Annotated in this window: 12 protein-coding genes and 2 tRNA genes; 10 read left to right on the plus strand and 4 right to left on the minus strand. The window is 59.7% G+C overall.

What is annotated here, in order from left to right; genetic code table 11:
- Positions 1 to 22 precede the first annotated feature (22 nt).
- Complete coding sequence (locus tag J2X66_RS18445) at positions 23 to 1,957, plus strand: methyl-accepting chemotaxis protein (protein WP_310266858.1); 1,935 nt, start codon at positions 23 to 25, stop codon at positions 1,955 to 1,957.
- A gap of 117 nt (positions 1,958 to 2,074) precedes the next feature.
- On the opposite strand, the gene J2X66_RS18450 is transcribed toward J2X66_RS18445, so the two are convergent.
- The 4 genes from J2X66_RS18450 to J2X66_RS18465 all read right to left on the minus strand — a co-directional run bounded on the left by J2X66_RS18450 (position 2,075) and on the right by J2X66_RS18465 (position 5,236).
- Entirely contained in the window at positions 2,075 to 3,640 is a 1,566-nt protein-coding gene (locus J2X66_RS18450) for an iron ABC transporter permease (RefSeq protein WP_310266860.1), read from the minus strand.
- On the minus strand, positions 3,640 to 4,650 hold the full coding sequence (locus J2X66_RS18455; protein WP_310266861.1) for an extracellular solute-binding protein: 1,011 nt from the start codon (positions 4,648 to 4,650) through the stop codon (positions 3,640 to 3,642). The genes J2X66_RS18450 and J2X66_RS18455 overlap by 1 nt, the downstream gene beginning before the upstream one ends.
- 245 nt (positions 4,651 to 4,895) lie before the next feature.
- Positions 4,896 to 4,982, minus strand: a tRNA-Leu gene (locus J2X66_RS18460).
- 167 nt (positions 4,983 to 5,149) lie between these two features.
- Positions 5,150 to 5,236, minus strand: a tRNA-Leu gene (locus tag J2X66_RS18465).
- Between the two features lie 226 nt (positions 5,237 to 5,462).
- Here J2X66_RS18465 and rnr point away from each other — a divergent pair.
- From rnr to J2X66_RS18510, 9 genes are all read left to right on the plus strand, one after another.
- Positions 5,463 to 8,093, plus strand: a complete 2,631-nt coding sequence (gene rnr / locus J2X66_RS18470; protein ID WP_310266862.1) for a ribonuclease R — start codon at positions 5,463 to 5,465, stop codon at positions 8,091 to 8,093.
- A complete protein-coding gene (gene rlmB / locus J2X66_RS18475) occupies positions 8,090 to 8,857 on the plus strand; it encodes a 23S rRNA (guanosine(2251)-2'-O)-methyltransferase RlmB (RefSeq protein WP_310266863.1) in 768 nt (255 codons plus the stop codon). Before rnr ends, rlmB begins: the two co-directional genes overlap by 4 nt.
- Positions 8,858 to 9,171: 314 nt before the next feature.
- Positions 9,172 to 9,594 (plus strand): 30S ribosomal protein S6, encoded by a 423-nt coding sequence (gene rpsF / locus J2X66_RS18480; RefSeq protein ID WP_003217491.1) that lies wholly within the window; start codon positions 9,172 to 9,174, stop codon positions 9,592 to 9,594.
- A 28-nt stretch (positions 9,595 to 9,622) separates the two neighbouring features.
- Entirely contained in the window at positions 9,623 to 9,853 is a 231-nt protein-coding gene (gene rpsR, locus J2X66_RS18485) for a 30S ribosomal protein S18 (RefSeq protein WP_002551829.1), read from the plus strand.
- A 36-nt stretch (positions 9,854 to 9,889) separates the two neighbouring features.
- On the plus strand, positions 9,890 to 10,783 hold the full coding sequence (locus tag J2X66_RS18490) for a hypothetical protein (RefSeq protein WP_310266864.1): 894 nt from the start codon (positions 9,890 to 9,892) through the stop codon (positions 10,781 to 10,783).
- A gap of 19 nt (positions 10,784 to 10,802) precedes the next feature.
- Positions 10,803 to 11,249 (plus strand): 50S ribosomal protein L9, encoded by a 447-nt coding sequence (gene rplI / locus J2X66_RS18495; protein WP_003197251.1) that lies wholly within the window; start codon positions 10,803 to 10,805, stop codon positions 11,247 to 11,249.
- A gap of 122 nt (positions 11,250 to 11,371) precedes the next feature.
- A complete protein-coding gene (gene dnaB / locus J2X66_RS18500; protein ID WP_007947521.1) occupies positions 11,372 to 12,766 on the plus strand; it encodes a replicative DNA helicase in 1,395 nt (464 codons plus the stop codon).
- A gap of 118 nt (positions 12,767 to 12,884) precedes the next feature.
- Positions 12,885 to 15,188 carry a YgiQ family radical SAM protein gene (locus J2X66_RS18505; RefSeq protein WP_310266865.1) on the plus strand — a complete coding sequence of 768 codons (2,304 nt, stop codon included), beginning with the start codon at positions 12,885 to 12,887 and terminating at the stop codon, positions 15,186 to 15,188.
- A 237-nt stretch (positions 15,189 to 15,425) separates the two neighbouring features.
- Positions 15,426 to 18,701: a transglutaminase family protein gene (locus J2X66_RS18510; protein ID WP_310266866.1), complete on the plus strand. Its 3,276-nt coding sequence runs from the start codon at positions 15,426 to 15,428 to the stop codon at positions 18,699 to 18,701.
- Positions 18,702 to 18,769: the final 68 nt, after the last annotated feature.

Here is an 18,769-nt window from a genome sequence, read left to right on the forward strand (position 1 = left end):
CGCCAAAGCAGAGGGATTTTAAGTGTCGGCAGTTCTCTCATTGTTACAAAGCCGTTTGTTGCGGCCCGTGTTCGTTACCCTCGGTATCGCCCTTTTGGTGCAAGTGCTGGTGGCTGTTGCTCTGACCCGGAGCACAGTGACTGCATTGGAAGCCGATCTGGGTGTGCGCCTGGGGGCCGACAGTCAAAAACTCTCTGGCGAACTTGAGCAGGCAGGGCGTGAAGTCACGTCGAGCCTCGACAACCTCTCGACCAGCACGCGTCAGCGCCTCACGGCGGGTTTGTCCTCGCGTTTGAAGGATGAGCAGGCTCAGTTGCGTGCGACGCTGGAAAAGGACCTGAAGGACTCCGCCAATGATATGGCGCAGCTCTTGGCCTCGGTCGCACCCCGCGCGATGTGGGACAGTGACGTTCCAACCTTGTCCGAATTCGCCCGTCGGGCCCAGCGCAATCCCAATGTGTTGTTCGTGGTGTATGACGATGCAACCGGGCAGCACCTGACGCGCTACCTCAATCGTGAAAACCCGATCAACAAGGCTCTCCTTGAAAAAGGCCAGGGCGAGCGAGCGCTCGACAAGGTGCTGGATGCGGCGAAGAACGATCCTTCGGTTTATTACCTCGAAGCCTCGATCAATCCCAATGGTGTGGAAATCGGCAAGGTAATAATGGGGGTCTCCACCGCGTCAGTGGAAACCGACCTCGCGGCTCTGGACAAGCGCTTCTCGGCGTTGATTGCCAGCAGCGATCAACTGGTGGGCGACAGCCTCAAAGGCGCGGCCGCCGACAGTGCTGCGGCGATGGGTGCACGTTTGCAGTCGGCGCAGTCCACGGCGTCTGAAATGAAAGCCAACACCACCGGCACCGTACAGGAAGCAGCAGCGACCTTGCGCTGGCGCATTGGTCTGGGTCTGGCGCTGGTCGGTTGCGGCGTGCTGCTGTTGCTGGCCGTGGTGCTGGGGCGTCGCGTAGTCAATCGCTTGAAGATGCTGATCGGCGCCATGGATGATCTGGCGGCTGGCGAGGGTGACCTGACCAAGCGTGTGCAGATCAACAGCAAGGACGAAATCGGCGACATGGCGTCGGCGGTCAATCGCTTTGTGGATAAGTTGCAGCCGATCGTGCGTGAAGCCGGCGATGTGGCCCAGCGTACCGGCGTGGAAATCGGTGCCATGACCCTGCGTAATGCCGGAGCTGACAAGGCCGCCGGAATGCAGCGCGATGAAGTGGCTGAGAGCCTGCGAGCGTTGTCACAAATGGCCGATGAAGCCCAATCTGAAAGTCATGCCATGCAGGCAGCTTTGCAGCAGGTGGTGGACATTCGTTCGGCTACGGATGAAAACACCCGGACCTCGGCGAAAGTCGGCAGCTTGATCGAAGCGCTGGCCGGGCAGGTCGACACCGGGGCGAAAGTCATCGAGCGGCTGGCGCAGCAGAGTGAGCAGATCGAAGTGGTGCTGACGGTGATTCACGGGATCGCGGAGCAAACCAATTTGCTGGCACTGAACGCGGCCATCGAAGCGGCGCGTGCGGGCGAGACCGGTCGCGGATTTGCCGTGGTCGCTGACGAAGTTCGGGCACTGGCGAGCAAGACTCAGAGTTCGACCGGCGACATTCAGGCGCACATCGTTGCCTTGCAGCAAGGTGCGCGCGAAGCGGTGGCGGCAATTGGTCAAGCCGGGCGTCAGGCCAGTGAAGGTTTGCTGGTGCTGCGCGACAGTGCGCGGTTGCAGCAGTCGGTGCAGGAGTCGGTCGAACAGGTGCATGCGGCGATTGGACTGGCGACTCAGGCAGCGGCGCATCAGGCGCAAGGTGCGCAGGCGGTGCGGGGGCGGGTTGAAACTATTCATGCGCAGGCTGAGAAAGCGGCTCAGGCAGTGGTGGAGACCACGGCCAGCGGCAAGGTGCTGGATGGGCTGGCGGCGCAGTTGAAGGCGAGTCTGGGGCAGTTCAGGGCATAACCGGTTGTCCGGACTGGCCCCTTCGCGAGCAGGCTCGCTCCCGCATTTGATCTCTGGTGTTCACGCAGTGTGAGTAGTAGATCCCGTGTGGGGGCGAGCCTGCTCGCGTAGGCGTTCTCAGCGGCTCAGATACATCCGAGTCGTGAGTAGATAAACCGGCACCCCCGACACCACTATCAACAACGCCGCATAAGGTGCCGCTGCCGCAAACTCCACATTCGCGGTGTGCGCCCACACCTCTGTTGCCAAGGTATTGAGCCCGGTCGGACTTAACAGCAATGTCGCCGTCAGCTCTTTCATCGCATCCAGAAACACCAGCGCAAACGCCGCCCCCAGCGCCGGGAAAATAATCGGCAGTGTGATCCGGCAAAACGCACTGAACGACGTAGCCCCGAGCGTGCGCGCTGCCTCTTCCAGTTGTGGTGCAGCCTTGTTCAGAGCCGTTCGAATCGGCGCCTGAGCCAGCGGCAAAAACAACAACGCATAAGCGATCAGCAGCAAGGCAGACGTCTGGTACAGCGCCGGCACATAGTGCAGGGCGAAATACACCAGCGTTAGTGCAATCACCAGGCCTGGTAACGCATGCAGCAGATACGGCAGGCGCTCGGCCCAGATCGCCAATGGGCCTTTGTAGCGCACCACCAGCAAGCCCACCGGCACGGCCAGCACCAGGCAAAGCGCTGCGCCACCGAGGGAGAGTGCCAGCGATGAGAGCAGCGCTTCGCCAATGGCGGCGATCGGAAATGCGGCTGAGGAACCGACCGCCAGCCAATACCCCAGCATCCCCAGCGGAATGCCACTGCCGATGATCGCCAGTGCCAGGCAGTAAAGCTGTCCGACTCCAGCCCAAGGCCCCAATCGAACCTGTTCCGCCTGCCGCGCCGCACCCTGGCCGGTACGAACATGTCGGCCCTTGCCGCGAACCCGCAGCTCCAGCCATAGCAACGCCAGACACAGCGCCAGCAACACCGCTGACAGCATCGCCGCATTGGCATTGCTGAATTCCAGTTCGAACTGCTGATAAATCGCCGTGGTAAAGGTTTGCAAGCCGATGATCGATAGCGCGCCGAACTCCACCAGCATGTGCAGTGCGATCAGCAGTGAGCCCGCGAGTAACGACGGCCAGAGCAGCGGCAACGTGATTCTGAAAAACACGCCCCAGCGATTCTGTCCGAGTGTCCGGGCAGATTCTTCAAGAGCGGGGTCAAGATTGCGCAAGGTCGCCGCGACCGGCAGAAAGATCAGCGGGTACTTGGACAGTGTCATCACTAAAATTGCCCCGCCCAAACCTTCAAAGTGAGCGCTCAGCGAAACCCAGGTAAAACTGCTGACAAACGCCGGTACAGCGAAAGGCAAACAGAGGATAACGCCCCACAATCGCCGCCCGGGCAGATTGCTGCGTTCCAGCAGCCAGGCCAGTGACAGGCCGATGACGGCGCAGGCTAGCGTTACCCCGGCCATCAGCGCCAGCGTATTGCGCAGCAGCCCAAACACATAAGGTCGCCACAGCAGGTGCAATGCCTCGGCCCAGCCGGCTTGCCAGGCTTTTAGGCCGACATACACCAGCGGCAACAGACTGAGCACGACCAGCAACAGAACTGGCAGCAGTAGCCCGATCGACGGCCGTTGGCGCCGAGGCACATACACCCCGCGTGAGGCGGAGGAGGCTGGCGAAGCGCTCATCAGTTCAAGCCAACGTCGCGTTCCAGGTCCAGGGCTTGTTCGGCGTTACCCAGATCGGCCGGTGTGACATCGGGTGCTTGCAGTTCGCTGAACGGCTTGAGGCCACGATCCGATTCCATGCCTTTGTGCAGCGGGTATTCGGCCGTGGTTTGAGTGATCACGCGCTGGCCTTCCTCGCTCGCCATGTAGGCCAGAAATGCCTGGGCTTCTTTGGGGTGTTTGCTGGATTTGAGCACGGCTGCGCTGGAGACGGTGATCAGCCCGCCGACGTCGCCTCCGGTGAAGTAGTGCAGTTTAGAGTCCAGTTGGCCTTTCTCGCGTTGCAGGGCGAACCAGTAATAGTTGTTGACCAGAACCGTGGCGACCTCACCATTTTCCACAGCCTTCAGGGCGACCATGTTGTTGCTGTAAGTCTTGCCGAACGCGCGCAGGCCGGTCAGCCATTCTTCGGCTGCGTCCATGCCGTGCATTTTGATGATCGCGACCGCTTGTTCCTGGAAGGCGCCACTGGTGGGCACGAAGCCGACCTTGCCTTGCCATTTTGGATTGGAGAACTCCATCACCGATTTCGGCAGGTCCTTCTCCTCGATCAGCTTGGGATTGAATGCCACCACCCGGACCCGAGCGGTAACGCCGCTCCAGGTACCGTTGCCTGCAACATAATCCTTGGGCAAAACCGCCAGCGTGGTGGCGTCGGTCTTGGCAAGGAAACCTTGCTCGCCGAGTTTGTTCAGTGGCGGCGACTCTTCGGTGTAGATCACGTCGGCGGGGGAGCGATCGCCTTCTTCCATGATCTGGCTGGCGAGCTGGTTGCTGCTGCCTTTGCGCACGTTGACGTGGATGCCGGTCTTGGCCTCAAAGGCTTTGGCGATAGCATCGCCGACTTCCTTGTGTTGACCGTTATAGAGCGTCAGGGAAACCGTATCGGCCGCCTGGGTGAGGGGAGTGGCGAGTACCAGGCCGAGCAGGGTGAAGGTCAGGCCGCGGCGCAGGGTATTTCGAAACATCATTCGCAGGGTTCCTCACTGTCGCATTGCAAAAACTTGCAACAATGATAAACGATATTGTTTCTCAAGTGCGCCTTGCTGGGTCGGGAAGTGCCAGCTAGAGCGGCGGACCCAACATCTGTAGCAACCTGCGGCTACAGGTCATGTGTTGTGTGAGGGGGGGGGGGCAGGTTTTCCGATGCCAGAAACGCAAAAACCCGCTTTCGCGGGTTTTTGTGAAATTCAAGGTCGTAACCTTGAATTTGAATTGGTGCCCAGAAGAAGACTCGAACTTCCACGACCTTGCGGTCACCAGCACCTGAAGCTGGCGTGTCTACCAATTTCACCATCTGGGCATTTATCTTCAGCGTTGCCGCTGTTGATGTGGCGCACTATACGGAGAGCGTTTTGATCTGTAAACCCCTGATTTAGATTTAATAAATCAGAAGCTTGGAATGCAAAAAACCCGCTTTCGCGGGTTTTTGTGTGAGCCTGGAAATTGATCTAATCTCAAGCTCGAAATTGGTGCCCAGAAGAAGACTCGAACTTCCACGACCTTGCGGTCACCAGCACCTGAAGCTGGCGTGTCTACCAATTTCACCATCTGGGCAGTATCGGCAGCGCGTCTGCGTCGTCGATGGCGCGCACTATACGGAGCGTCTTTTTAACTGTAAACCCCCGGCATCAAAAAAACCTGGGAAATTTCGCCAGTGGTCTTTAAATCAGCGTTGCGATGTCGATAAAGGGCTTTAGAAGGGCTGTCATAGCTTGAAATTTCCCGTTTCATTACGCCTATGCCAAACTAACCCGCATATAGACAAGGTGAAAACTCTCTAATGGCCGATTGGCAGTCCCTCGATCCCGAGGCCGCTCGTGAAGCGGAAAAATACGAAAACCCTATTCCTAGCCGCGAACTGATCCTTCAGCACCTTGCTGATCGAGGTTCGCCTGCTAACCGCGAGCAGTTGGTCGAAGAGTTTGGTCTGACCACGGAAGACCAGATCGAAGCCCTGCGTCGCCGCCTGCGCGCCATGGAGCGCGACGCTCAACTCATCTATACCCGTCGCGGCACTTATGCGCCGGTGGACAAGCTCGACCTGATCCTTGGCCGCATCAGCGGTCACCGTGACGGCTTCGGCTTCCTGGTTCCGGACGACGGCAGTGACGACCTGTTCATGAGCCCGGCGCAAATGCGCCTGGTCTTCGACGGCGACCGTGCCCTGGCCCGCGTTTCCGGCCTCGACCGTCGCGGTCGCCGTGAAGGCATGATTGTCGAAGTGGTTTCCCGTGCTCACGAAACCATCGTCGGTCGTTACTTCGAAGAAGGCGGCATTGGCTTCGTCGTTGCGGATAACCCGAAGATCCAGCAAGAAGTGCTGGTCACGCCGGGCCGCAACGCCAACGCCCAGATCGGTCAGTTCGTCGAAGTGAAGATCACTCACTGGCCGACACCACGCTTCCAGCCGCAAGGCGACGTGGTCGAAGTCGTGGGCAACTACATGGCGCCGGGCATGGAAATCGATGTCGCCCTGCGCACCTACGACATTCCTCACGTCTGGCCTGAAGCGGTCTTGAAAGAAGCCGCCAAGCTCAAGCCGGAAGTCGAAGAGAAAGACAAAGAGAAGCGCATCGACCTGCGCCATCTGCCGTTCGTAACTATCGACGGTGAAGATGCACGCGACTTCGATGACGCGGTTTACTGCGAATCCAAGCCGGGCAAGCTGCGCCTGTTCTCCGGTGGCTGGAAGTTGTACGTGGCGATTGCCGACGTTTCCAGCTACGTGAAGATCGGTTCGGCCCTGGACAACGAATCCCAGGTTCGCGGCAACTCGGTGTACTTCCCCGAGCGCGTCGTGCCGATGCTGCCTGAGCAGCTGTCCAACGGCCTGTGCTCGCTGAACCCGCACGTCGACCGTTTGGCCATGGTTTGCGAGATGACCATCTCCAAGTCCGGCGAAATGACTGACTATTGCTTCTATGAAGCAGTGATTCACTCCCATGCCCGCCTGACCTACAACAAGGTCAGCGCGATGCTGGAAACGCCGAAACTCACCGAGGCGCGTCAGCTTCGCGGCGAGTACAACGACGTTCTGCCGCACCTCAAGCAGCTTTATGCGCTGTACAAAGTGCTGCTGGCCGCTCGTCACGTGCGTGGCGCGATCGATTTCGAAACGCAGGAAACCCGGATCATCTTCGGGACCGAGCGCAAGATTGCCGAGATCCGTCCGACCGTTCGTAACGATGCTCACAAGCTGATCGAGGAATGTATGCTGGCGGCCAACGTGGCCACCGCTGAATTCTTGAAAAAGCACGAAATACCTGCGCTGTACCGCGTTCACGACGGTCCGCCACCGGAGCGTCTGGAAAAACTGCGTGCCTTCCTCGGCGAGCTCGGCCTGTCCCTGCACAAAGGCAAGGACGGTCCGTCGCCGAAGGACTACCAGGCCTTGCTGGCAAGCATCAAGGACCGTCCGGATTTCCATCTGATCCAGACCGTGATGCTGCGTTCGTTGAGTCAGGCGGTGTACAGCGCTGATAACCAGGGCCACTTTGGCCTGAATTACGAAGCCTATACCCACTTCACCTCGCCGATCCGCCGCTACCCGGACTTGCTCACGCACCGGGCGATCCGCAGCGTGATCCATTCCAAGCAGAACACCCCGCACGTTCGCCGTGCTGGCGCGATGACCATTCCGAAAGCGCGGATTTATCCATACGACGAAGCTGCACTGGAGCAACTCGGCGAGCAGTGCTCGATGAGCGAACGCCGTGCCGACGAAGCGACCCGCGATGTGGTGAACTGGCTCAAGTGCGAGTTCATGAAAGACCGCGTAGGCGAATCGTTCCCGGGTGTGATCACCGCCGTGACCGGTTTTGGCCTGTTCGTCGAACTGACCGATATCTACGTCGAAGGCCTGGTGCACGTCACTGCGCTGCCGGGGGATTACTACCACTTCGATCCGGTTCACCATCGTTTGGCGGGTGAACGTACCGGTCGCAGCTTCCGCTTGGGCGACACCGTTGAAGTGCGCGTCATGCGTGTTGACCTCGACGAGCGCAAGATCGACTTCGAGATGGCTGAAAAAACCATCAGCGCGCCGATTGGCCGCAAGAAGCGCGGAACCGAAACAACCGCTCCGGCAACTAAAACCGCCGCAGAACCAGCGCTGGCAAAAACCGGTCGTCGTCCTGCCAAGGAAAAGGCTGTTGAAGCCTATCGCCCAAGCGATGCCGCGGCGAAAAACGCCGAACTGCGTAAAAGCCGTGAAATGAAACAGGCGTTGCTGTCTGAAGCGAAAAGCGGCGGTAAAGCGGCGTCTGGGGGAAAGACCGGGCGGTCGGCGCCTGACAAGGCCCCCGGCGGCAAGCCAGCAAAACCGAGCAAACACCGTAAAGGCCCGCCAAAAGCGGGTGCTGCTCCAGCCGGAAGAAGCGGCGGGGCGCGTAAACCTAAGGCCAAGCCATGAGTAATCTGGAAAAAATATACGGCGTACACGCGGTAGAGGCGTTGCTGCGCCACCACCCGAAACGTGTCAAGCAGATCTGGCTGGCGGAAGGTCGTAGTGATCCGCGCGTGCAAACGCTGATCCAGCTCGCAGCCGAAAACCGCGTTGCGGTCGGTAATGCCGAGCGTCGCGAGCTGGATGCGTGGGTTGAGGGCGTGCACCAGGGCGTGGTGGCGGACGTGAGTCCGAGCCAGGTCTGGGGTGAGGCAATGCTCGACGAGTTGCTGGACCGTACCGAAGGCGCACCCCTGTTGCTGGTGCTCGACGGCGTGACCGACCCGCACAACCTCGGCGCCTGCCTGCGTTCGGCCGATGCGGCCGGCGCACTGGCAGTGATCGTGCCCAAGGACAAATCAGCGACGCTGACCCCGACGGTGCGTAAAGTGGCTTGTGGCGCGGCGGAAGTGATTCCGTTGGTCGCCGTGACCAACCTGGCGCGCACCCTGGAAAAGCTCAAGCAGCGTGGTTTGTGGGTTGTCGGTACGGCGGGTGAGGCAGAACAGAGCCTGTATCAGCAAGACATGACCGGCCCGACCATCCTGATCATGGGTGCAGAAGGCAGTGGCATGCGTCGCCTGACTCGCGATCTTTGCGATTATCTGGTGCATCTGCCGATGACTGGCAGCGTCAGCAGTCTGAACGTTTCCGTGGCGACCGGCGTCTGCCTGTTCGAGGCCCAGCGCCAGCGCAGCGTAAAGGCCGCCGGAACCTCCAAGAAGTCCTGATCCAGTTGTAATCCCTGTGGGAGCGAGCCTGCTCGCGATAGTGATGTAACATTCAGCATAAATATTGGATGTTATGCCTCCATCGCGAGCAGGCTCGCTCCTACAGTGGTTTGTGGTGAGGCAAAATTCGGTGTGCGAACGAACTGTTCAAATAATCACCAATTGCCTTGCACCTCTCCTGTCCCTTCTCTACAATTGCGCCCCTTGCTGTGACGGCAGGCACGCATGTGTCTATCGCAAGCAAGTCCATAAGTGTCATTCACTCCTTGTCTGACCGCTTTTGAGCGGCAGGCTACAACCCGTAAGGAGCATTCATGCGTCATTACGAAATCATCTTTTTGGTCCACCCGGATCAAAGCGAGCAAGTCGGCGGCATGGTAGAGCGTTACACCAAGCTGATCGAAGAAGACGGCGGCAAAATCCACCGTCTGGAAGATTGGGGCCGTCGTCAACTGGCCTACGCAATCAACAATGTTCACAAGGCTCACTACGTGATGCTGAACGTTGAATGCACTGGCAAGGCCCTGGCCGAGCTGGAAGACAACTTCCGCTACAACGATGCAGTGATCCGTAACCTGGTCATCCGTCGCGAAGAAGCCGTTACCGGCCAATCCGAGATGCTCAAGGCTGAAGAAAACCGCAGTGAGCGCCGTGAGCGTCGCGACCGTCCTGAGCACGAAGGCGCTGAAAGCGCTGATAGTGATGACAGCGACAACAGCGATAACGCTGACGAGTAATCCACGGACCTTTTGAGGAGCCTATTACATGGCACGTTTCTTCCGTCGTCGTAAATTCTGCCGCTTCACCGCTGAAGACGTGAAAGAGATCGATTACAAAGATCTCAACACTCTGAAAGCTTATGTATCCGAGACCGGCAAAATCGTTCCAAGCCGTATCACCGGTACCAAAGCACGTTATCAGCGTCAGCTGGCCACCGCTATCAAGCGCGCCCGCTTCCTGGCCCTGCTGGCCTACACCGACAGCCACGGCCGCTGAGACCGGGCAGTCGACACGTAGCAAAGGATTGAATGCATGCGCGCCATAGCTGAGTTCATCATGCGCGGCCGCATGCAGGCCACTCTCGTAGTGGCTGGATGCGTAACATTGCCGTTGTTGTATTGGTTGGGTGCTGCCGCGGGATGCCTTGTGCTCTTGCGGCGCGGATTGAAGGACGCCCTTGGCGTTCTTGCCCTGGGAATGCTGCCAGCGTTGATCTGGTGGCTGTACTCGGATGACCCTCGGGCACTTCTGGTGCTGTTGGGTTCTTCGAGCCTTGCGTTGGTTTTGCGCGCAAGCGAATCCTGGGCCCGCGTGCTGCTGGTCAGCATAGCGATGGGCGTGGTGTTTTCAGTGGTGCTGGGGGCGACGTTTGGTCCCCAAATCGAGATGCTGGCGCAGGCTTTGATAAAAGTCATGCCGTCGCTACTCGGTGATGTCTACGAGAAGTTGTCGGTAGACGAGCAAGCGCATTTTGCGTCCCTGATTGCACCGGTCCTGACCGGCCTGATTGCGGCCTTGTTGCAAATCGTCAGTGTGCTGAGCCTGCTTGTCGGGCGCTACTGGCAGGCGTTGTTGTACAACCCGGGTGGTTTTGGTCGCGAGTTTCGCGCCATCCGATTCCCGCTGGGGCTGGCGATGTTACTGCTGGCGTTCATGCTTCTGGGGCCGAACATCGGTCCGCAGATGGCCATGTTGACGCCGTTGTGCAGTGTACCGCTGGTATTCGCCGGGCTGGCCCTGATTCACGGGCTGGTGGCGCAAAAGCGACTGGCCAGGTTCTGGCTGGTGGGGTTGTACGTCACGCTGTTGCTGTTCATGCAACTGATCTATCCGTTGCTGGTGGTCTTGGCCATCGTCGACAGCCTGATTGATTTTCGCGGTCGTTCGGCACCGAAAGATGCCGATAACGCGAACGGTGAAGGTTAAAAGTTAAGAGGATTTTCACATGCAACTGATCCTTCTGGAAAAAGTCACCAACCTGGGCAACCTGGGTGACAAAGTGAACGTTAAGGCTGGTTACGGTCGTAACTACCTGCTGCCTTACGGCAAAGCTACCGCTGCGACCGCTGCCAACCTGGCCGCGTTCGAAGAGCGTCGCGCTGAGCTGGAAAAAGCCGCAGCAGACCGTAAAACTTCGGCTGAAAGCCGTGCCGCCCAACTGGCTGAGCTGGAAGTGACTATCACTGCCACCGCCGGTGACGAAGGCAAGCTGTTCGGTTCGATCGGCACCCACGACATCGCTGATGCACTGACCGCCTCTGGCGTTGAAGTTGCAAAAAGCGAAGTTCGTCTGCCGAACGGCACCATCCGCAACGTAGGCGAATTCGACGTAGCCGTGCACCTGCACGCTGAAGTTGAAGCCACCGTACGCGTTGTCGTGGTAGCAGCTTAAGTAGTACTTGTCGGCTGGCACCCTAGGGTGCTTGCCGGTAACATCGGGCACGATCCTGTTTACAGGTCGTGCCCTTTGTCTTTCTGCAGTTCCTGATTTTCACACACTCAATTCAAGTGGCCATGAACGATATCTCCGCACCCGAGCAATACGATCTGCAAACCGCTTCCCTGAAGGTGCCGCCGCACTCCATCGAGGCCGAACAGGCCGTGCTCGGTGGTTTGATGCTGGACAACAACGCCTGGGAACGCGTGCTCGATCAAGTGTCGGATGGCGATTTCTATCGACATGACCACCGCCTGATCTTCCGTGCGATCGCCAAGCTCGCCGACCAGAACTCCCCGATCGACGTCGTGACCCTTGCCGAGCAATTGGACAAGGAAGGTCAGACCTCGCAAGTCGGCGGTCTCGGTTACCTTGGCGAACTGGCGAAAAACACGCCGTCCGTCGCCAACATCAAGGCTTACGCACAGATCGTTCGTGCGCGGGCGACATTGCGCCAGTTGATTGGTATCGCTACCGAGATTGCCGACAGTGCCTTCAATCCGGAAGGCCGCACGGCTGAAGAGATTCTCGACGAAGCTGAACGGCAGATCTTCCAGATCGCTGAGGCCCGGCCCAAAACGGGCGGCCCGGTGAGCGTGAATGACCTGCTGACCAAGGCCATCGACCGCATCGACACCCTGTTCAACACCGACAACGCCATCACCGGCCTGTCCACCGGCTACACCGACCTCGACGAGAAGACCAGCGGCCTGCAGCCGTCCGACCTGATCATCGTCGCCGGCCGTCCATCCATGGGTAAAACCACCTTTGCGATGAACCTGGTGGAAAACGCCGTGTTGCGCAGCGACAAGTGCGTCCTGGTCTACTCGCTCGAGATGCCAGGCGAATCGCTGATCATGCGTATGTTGTCGTCCCTGGGCCGTATCGACCAGACCAAGGTCCGTGCCGGTCGCCTGGACGACGACGATTGGCCGCGCCTGACCTCGGCGGTCAACCTGCTCAACGACCGCAAGCTGTTCATCGACGATACGGCCGGTATCAGCCCGTCGGAGATGCGTGCGCGGACCCGTCGATTGGTGCGTGAGCACGGCGACGTTGCCCTGATCATGATCGACTACCTGCAATTGATGCAGATTCCAGGTTCCGGCGGCGACAACCGGACCAACGAGATTTCCGAAATCTCCCGTTCCTTGAAAGCCCTGGCCAAGGAATTCAATTGCCCGGTGGTGGCGTTGTCCCAGCTCAACCGTTCCCTGGAGCAACGACCGAACAAGCGCCCGATCAACTCCGACCTCCGGGAATCCGGAGCGATCGAGCAGGATGCTGACGTGATCATGTTCGTGTACCGGGATGAGGTTTATCACCCGGAAACCGAGCACAAAGGCATCGCCGAAATCATCATCGGCAAGCAGCGTAACGGACCAATCGGCACGTCACGACTGGCGTTCATCGGCAAGTACACCCGCTTCGAAAACCTGGCGCCGGGCAGCTACAACTTCGACGACGAATAATTTCCGTCGTCTGCTCGCGATAGGGTCACCGCTATTTCCGACCATAGCCGTCGGAATTGGTTATTTTTTGTGCTATATTCCGCGCCCGCGATTTTTCATCTCAACACCGGTCATCGTCATGCAAACAGCCAAGCCGTTATTTGACTATCCCAAGTACTGGGCCGAATGTTTCGGTCCAGCGCCATTCCTGCCGATGAGCAGGGAGGAGATGGATCAGCTTGGCTGGGATTCCTGCGACATCATCATCGTCACCGGTGATGCGTACGTTGACCATCCGTCGTTCGGCATGGCGATCATCGGCCGGCTGCTGGAGTCGCAAGGCTTCCGCGTCGGGATCATTGCCCAACCGAACTGGCAGTCCAAAGACGACTTCATGAAGCTCGGCGAGCCGAACCTGTTCTTCGGTGTCGCGGCCGGCAACATGGACTCGATGATCAACCGCTACACCGCCGACAAGAAAATCCGTTCCGATGACGCCTACACCCCCGGTGGCCTGGCGGGCAAGCGGCCGGACCGTGCGAGCCTGGTTTACAGCCAGCGCTGCAAGGAAGCCTACAATCACGTGCCGATCGTGCTCGGTGGCATCGAAGCGTCCCTGCGCCGCATCGCTCACTACGATTACTGGCAGGACCGGGTGCGCAACTCGATCTTGATCGACGCCTGCGCCGACATCCTGCTTTACGGCAACGCCGAGCGTGCGATTGTCGAAGTCGCCCAGCGTCTGTCCTACGGTCACAAGATCGAAGACATCACCGACGTGCGCGGTACCGCATTCATTCGTCGCGACACTCCGAAAGACTGGTACGAAGTCGATTCCACGCGCATCGACCGTCCGGGCAAGATCGACAAGATCATCAACCCGTACGTGAACACCCAGGACACCCAAGCCTGCGCCATCGAGCAGGAAAAAGGTCCGGTTGAAGACCCGAGTGAAGCCAAGGTCGTGCAGATCCTGGCCAGCCCGAAGATGACTCGCGACAAGACCGTGATTCGTCTGCCTTCGGTTGAGAAAGTCCGCGGTGACGCGGTTCTGTATGCTCACGCCAACCGCGTGCTTCACCTTGAAACCAACCCGGGCAACGCCCGTGCGCTGGTGCAGAAACACGGCGAAGTCGATGTCTGGTTCAACCCGCCTCCAATTCCAATGACCACCGAAGAAATGGACTACGTGTTCGGCATGCCCTATGCGCGCATCCCGCACCCGGCGTACGGCAAGGAAAAGATTCCGGCCTACGACATGATCCGCTTCTCGGTGAACATCATGCGCGGCTGCTTTGGCGGCTGCACCTTCTGCTCGATCACCGAGCACGAAGGCCGGATCATCCAGAACCGCTCCGAAGAGTCGATCATTCGCGAAATCGAAGAGATCCGCGACAAGGTGCCGGGTTTCACCGGCGTCATTTCCGACCTCGGCGGCCCGACCGCGAACATGTACCGCATCGCCTGCAAGAGCCCGGAAATCGAATCCGCGTGCCGCAAGCCTTCGTGCGTGTTCCCGGGCATCTGCCCGAACCTGAACACCGACCATTCGTCGTTGATTCAGCTGTACCGCAGCGCCCGTGCTCTGCCGGGTGTGAAGAAGATTCTGATTGCTTCCGGCTTGCGCTACGACCTCGCGGTCGAGTCGCCGGAATACGTCAAGGAGCTGGTGACCCACCACGTCGGAGGTTACCTCAAGATCGCCCCGGAACACACCGAGGAAGGTCCGCTCAACCAGATGATGAAACCGGGCATCGGCAGCTATGACAAGTTCAAGCGCATGTTCGAGAAGTACTCCAAGGAAGCCGGGAAAGAGCAGTACCTGATTCCGTACTTCATCGCCGCCCACCCGGGCACCACCGACGAAGACATGATGAACCTGGCCCTGTGGCTCAAGGGCAACGGGTTCCGCGCCGACCAGGTGCAGGCGTTCTACCCGTCACCGATGGCCACCGCCACCGCGATGTACCACTCGGGCAAGAACCCGCTGCGTAAGGTCACTTACAAGAGCGATGCCGTGACCATCGTCAAGAGCGAAGAGCAGCGTCGCCTGCACAAGGCGTTCTTGCGTTATCACGACCCGAAAGGCTGGCCAATGCTGCGTGAAGCGCTGACCCGCATGGGCCGCGCCGACCTGATCGGTCCGGGCAAGAACCAGTTGATCCCGCTGCATCAGCCGGCGACCGACAGCTACCAAAGCGCCCGTCGCAAAAACTCGACACCGGCTGGCAGTCACAAGGTTGCCGGGGAAAAGACCACCAAGATCCTGACCCAGCACACCGGCCTGCCACCGCGTGCCAGCGATGGCGGCAACCCGTGGGACAAGCGTGAGCAGGCCAAGGCGGCGGCGTTCGCCCGCAACCAGCAGGCGGCCAAGGAGCGCAAGGACGCGGCGAAAGGCAAGGGTCCTAAGCCTGCCCGCAAGCCGGTTGTACCGCGCTAAGCCTCGCTTGAGCTGAACAGAACGCCAACCTGATCATTCCCACGCGGAGCGTGGGAACGATCACGCCCCGAACCCTATATCCGCAACATTTGCGTGCAACTGCCCCCAACCAATTTCCCGCATCGCCCGATTTTGGTGCTGTACTGCCTCAAGCAAATGGAGAAAGCGCCAGCGGTGCCGCGATGGCATAAGTCTTGCGCGCTTTCGATAACGCTTAGGGCTCGCAGGAGGCACGCCGTGTCGATTCATGTCGCATTGCACCACGTCACGCATTACCGCTACGACCGCGCTGTCGAACTCGGTCCGCAGATCGTTCGCCTGCGCCCGGCCGCCCACAGTCGCACGCGGATACTGTCCTATGCGTTGAAAGTCTCGCCCGAGCAACACTTCATCAACTGGCAACAAGATCCGCAGGGCAATTACCTGGCGCGGCTGGTGTTTCCGGAGAAAACCGATGAACTGCGGATCGAAGTCGATCTGATCGCGGAAATGGCGGTCTTCAATCCCTTCGACTTCTTCCTCGAGCCCTACGCGGAAAAAATCCCGTTTGCCTACGCCACCGACGAGCGCAAGGAACTGGCGCCGTACCTGGAAACCCTGCCCCTGACGCCGAAGTTCAAGGCCTATCTGGACGGCATCGACCGCACGCCGCTGCCCAGCGTGGATTTCCTCGTCGCGCTCAACCAGCGCTTGAGCGAAGACATCGGTTACCTGATCCGCATGGAGCCGGGCGTGCAGACGCCCGAACACACCTTGGAACACGCGTCCGGTTCCTGCCGCGACTCGGCGTGGTTGCTGGTGCAACTGCTGCGTAATCTTGGGCTGGCCGCGCGCTTCGTTTCCGGTTACCTGATTCAATTGACCGCCGACGTCAAAAGCCTCGACGGTCCATCCGGCACGGACGTGGACTTCACCGACCTGCACGCCTGGTGCGAAGTCTATTTGCCCGGCGCCGGCTGGATCGGCCTGGACGCGACCTCAGGGCTGTTTGCCGGCGAAGGCCACATTCCGTTGGCGTGCAGCCCCGATCCGGGCTCTGCGGCGCCGATCAGTGGCCTGGTGGAACCGTGCGAGTGCGAGTTCACCCACGAAATGTCCGTGGAGCGGATTTGGGAGGCCCCGCGCGTCACCAGGCCCTACACCGACGATCAATGGCTGGCGATCCAGGCGCTGGGCCGGCAGATCGATGCCGACCTGCTGGAAGACGATGTGCGCCTGACCATGGGCGGCGAGCCGACTTTTGTGTCCATCGACGACCCGGACGGCGCCGAATGGAACACTGCCGCGCTCGGGCCGGACAAGCGTCGATTGTCCGCCGAACTGTTCCAGCGCATGCGCAAACACTACGCGCCCAAAGGCCTCGTACATTTCGGCCAGGGCAAGTGGTACCCCGGTGAGCAGCTGCCACGTTGGTCGTTGAATTGCTATTGGCGCCGCGATGGCGTGCCGATCTGGCACAACAGCGGGCTGATCGCCGATGAGCAGGAAGACTACGGCGCTGATGGCGCACTGGCTGGTCGGTTTCTGGCGAGCGTCGCCGAACGGCTGAAGCTTCCGACACGCTTCGTGTTCCCGGCCTACGAAGACAATTTCTATTACCTCTGGCGCGAAGGCACATTGCCGCAGAACGTCAGCGCCGAAGACTCACGTCTGGAAGAGCCGCTGGAGCGTGCACGTCTGCGTAAAGTCTTCAGCCAGGGGCTGGATAAAGTCATTGGTCAGGTCCTGCCGCTGGCGCGCACCGCCAAGGGTGATCAATGGCAAAGCGGTCGCTGGTATCTGCGTGACGAGCATTGCCGGCTGGTGCCGGGGGATTCTGCGCTGGGTTATCGCTTGCCGCTCGGCTCGCAGCCTTGGGTGAAAGCGGCCGAGTATCCGTTCATTCATCCCAACGACCCGAATCAGGAGTTCCCCGCGCTTCCTGACACCATGGCGTTGAACAGTCCAGGCGCGCCGGCCGAAGCGGTTGAGTGCGAGCCGAAAATCGACGAGTCTGCCGACTGGCTGACACGCACGGCGTTCTGCGCTGAAGCCCGGGAAGGGCGGTTGTACCTGTTCATGCCGCCGCTGGAGCGGGTCGAGGATTATCTGGAACTGGTCACCGCCATCGAGGCCACTGCCGAAGAGCTGCATTGCCCGGTGTTGCTGGAAGGCTATGAACCGCCCAGCGATCCGCGCCTGAGCAACTTTCGTATCACTCCGGATCCGGGCGTGATCGAAGTCAACGTGCAGCCATCCGCGACCTGGGACGAGTTGGTTGAGCGCACCGAGTTTCTCTACGAAGAAGCGCGCCAGACCCGACTGACCACCGAAAAATTCATGATTGACGGGCGGCACACAGGCACGGGGGGCGGTAACCATTTTGTGCTCGGCGGCGCGACCCCGGCCGACTCGCCGTTTCTGCGTCGTCCCGACTTGCTGCGCAGCTTGATCAGCTACTGGCATAACCATCCGTCGCTGTCCTACCTGTTTTCCGGGCTGTTCATCGGCCCGACGTCCCAGGCACCGCGCGTCGATGAAGCGCGCAACGATGCGCTGTATGAACTGGAAATCGCCTTCGCCCAGATGCCTGAACCGGGCGAGGAATGTGCGCCATGGCTTGTGGACCGGCTGCTGCGCAACCTGTTGATCGACGTGACCGGCAACACCCATCGCGCCGAGTTTTGCATCGACAAACTCTATTCGCCGGACGGTGCGACCGGACGCCTCGGCTTGCTGGAGTTGCGTGCCTTTGAAATGCCGCCGCACGCGCGCATGAGTCTGGCTCAGCAATTGTTGCTGCGAGCGTTGGTCGCGCGGTTCTGGCGTGAGCCTTATGCGCCGCCGAAGCTCGCGCGCTGGGGCACGGAGCTGCACGACCGGTTCTTGTTGCCGCACTTTGTCGAACAGGATTTCGCTGACGTCATTGTCGATCTCAATGCGGCCGGGTATCCGGTGCGGGCCGAGTGGTTCGCCGCGCATCTGGAGTTCCGTTTTCCCAAGGTCGGTGATTACGCGGTCAGCGGCATTGAACTGCAATTGCGTCAGGCACTGGAACCGTGGCATGTGTTGGGCGAGGAGGGCGCGGTCGGCGGCACGGTGCGGTATGTGGATTCATCGCTGGAGCGTTTGCAGGTCAAGCTCACCGGCCTGCCACCGCAACGTTATCTGCTGACCTGCAATGGTATTCCGGTGCCGTTGCAACCCACCGGACGGGTTGGGGAGTTTGTTGCCGGCGTGCGTTTTCGCGCCTGGCAACCGGCCAACTGTTTGCAACCGACCATCCCGGTCCACGCGCCATTGGTGTTCGACTTGCTCGACACCTGGATGCAGCGTTCGCTAGGCGGCTGCCAATACCACGTGGCCCATCCGGGTGGGCGCAACTACGACAGCCTGCCGGTGAACGCCAATGAGGCCGAGAGCCGGCGAATGGCGCGATTTTTCCGTATAGGGCACACGCCGGGAAAACTGCCCGTACCGACTGTGGAAATCAACGACGAGCTGCCGATGACGCTCGATTTACGACGTTTCTAAGTCGTACGCGACGCTCGGATTTTTCGTCTATCCGGGCGTCATGAGCGTGCGTTAGTCTGACTGTTCTT

This window comes from Pseudomonas sp. 3296, assembly GCF_031456615.1.
GTDB classification, from domain to species: Bacteria; Pseudomonadota; Gammaproteobacteria; order Pseudomonadales; family Pseudomonadaceae; genus Aquipseudomonas; species Aquipseudomonas mucoides.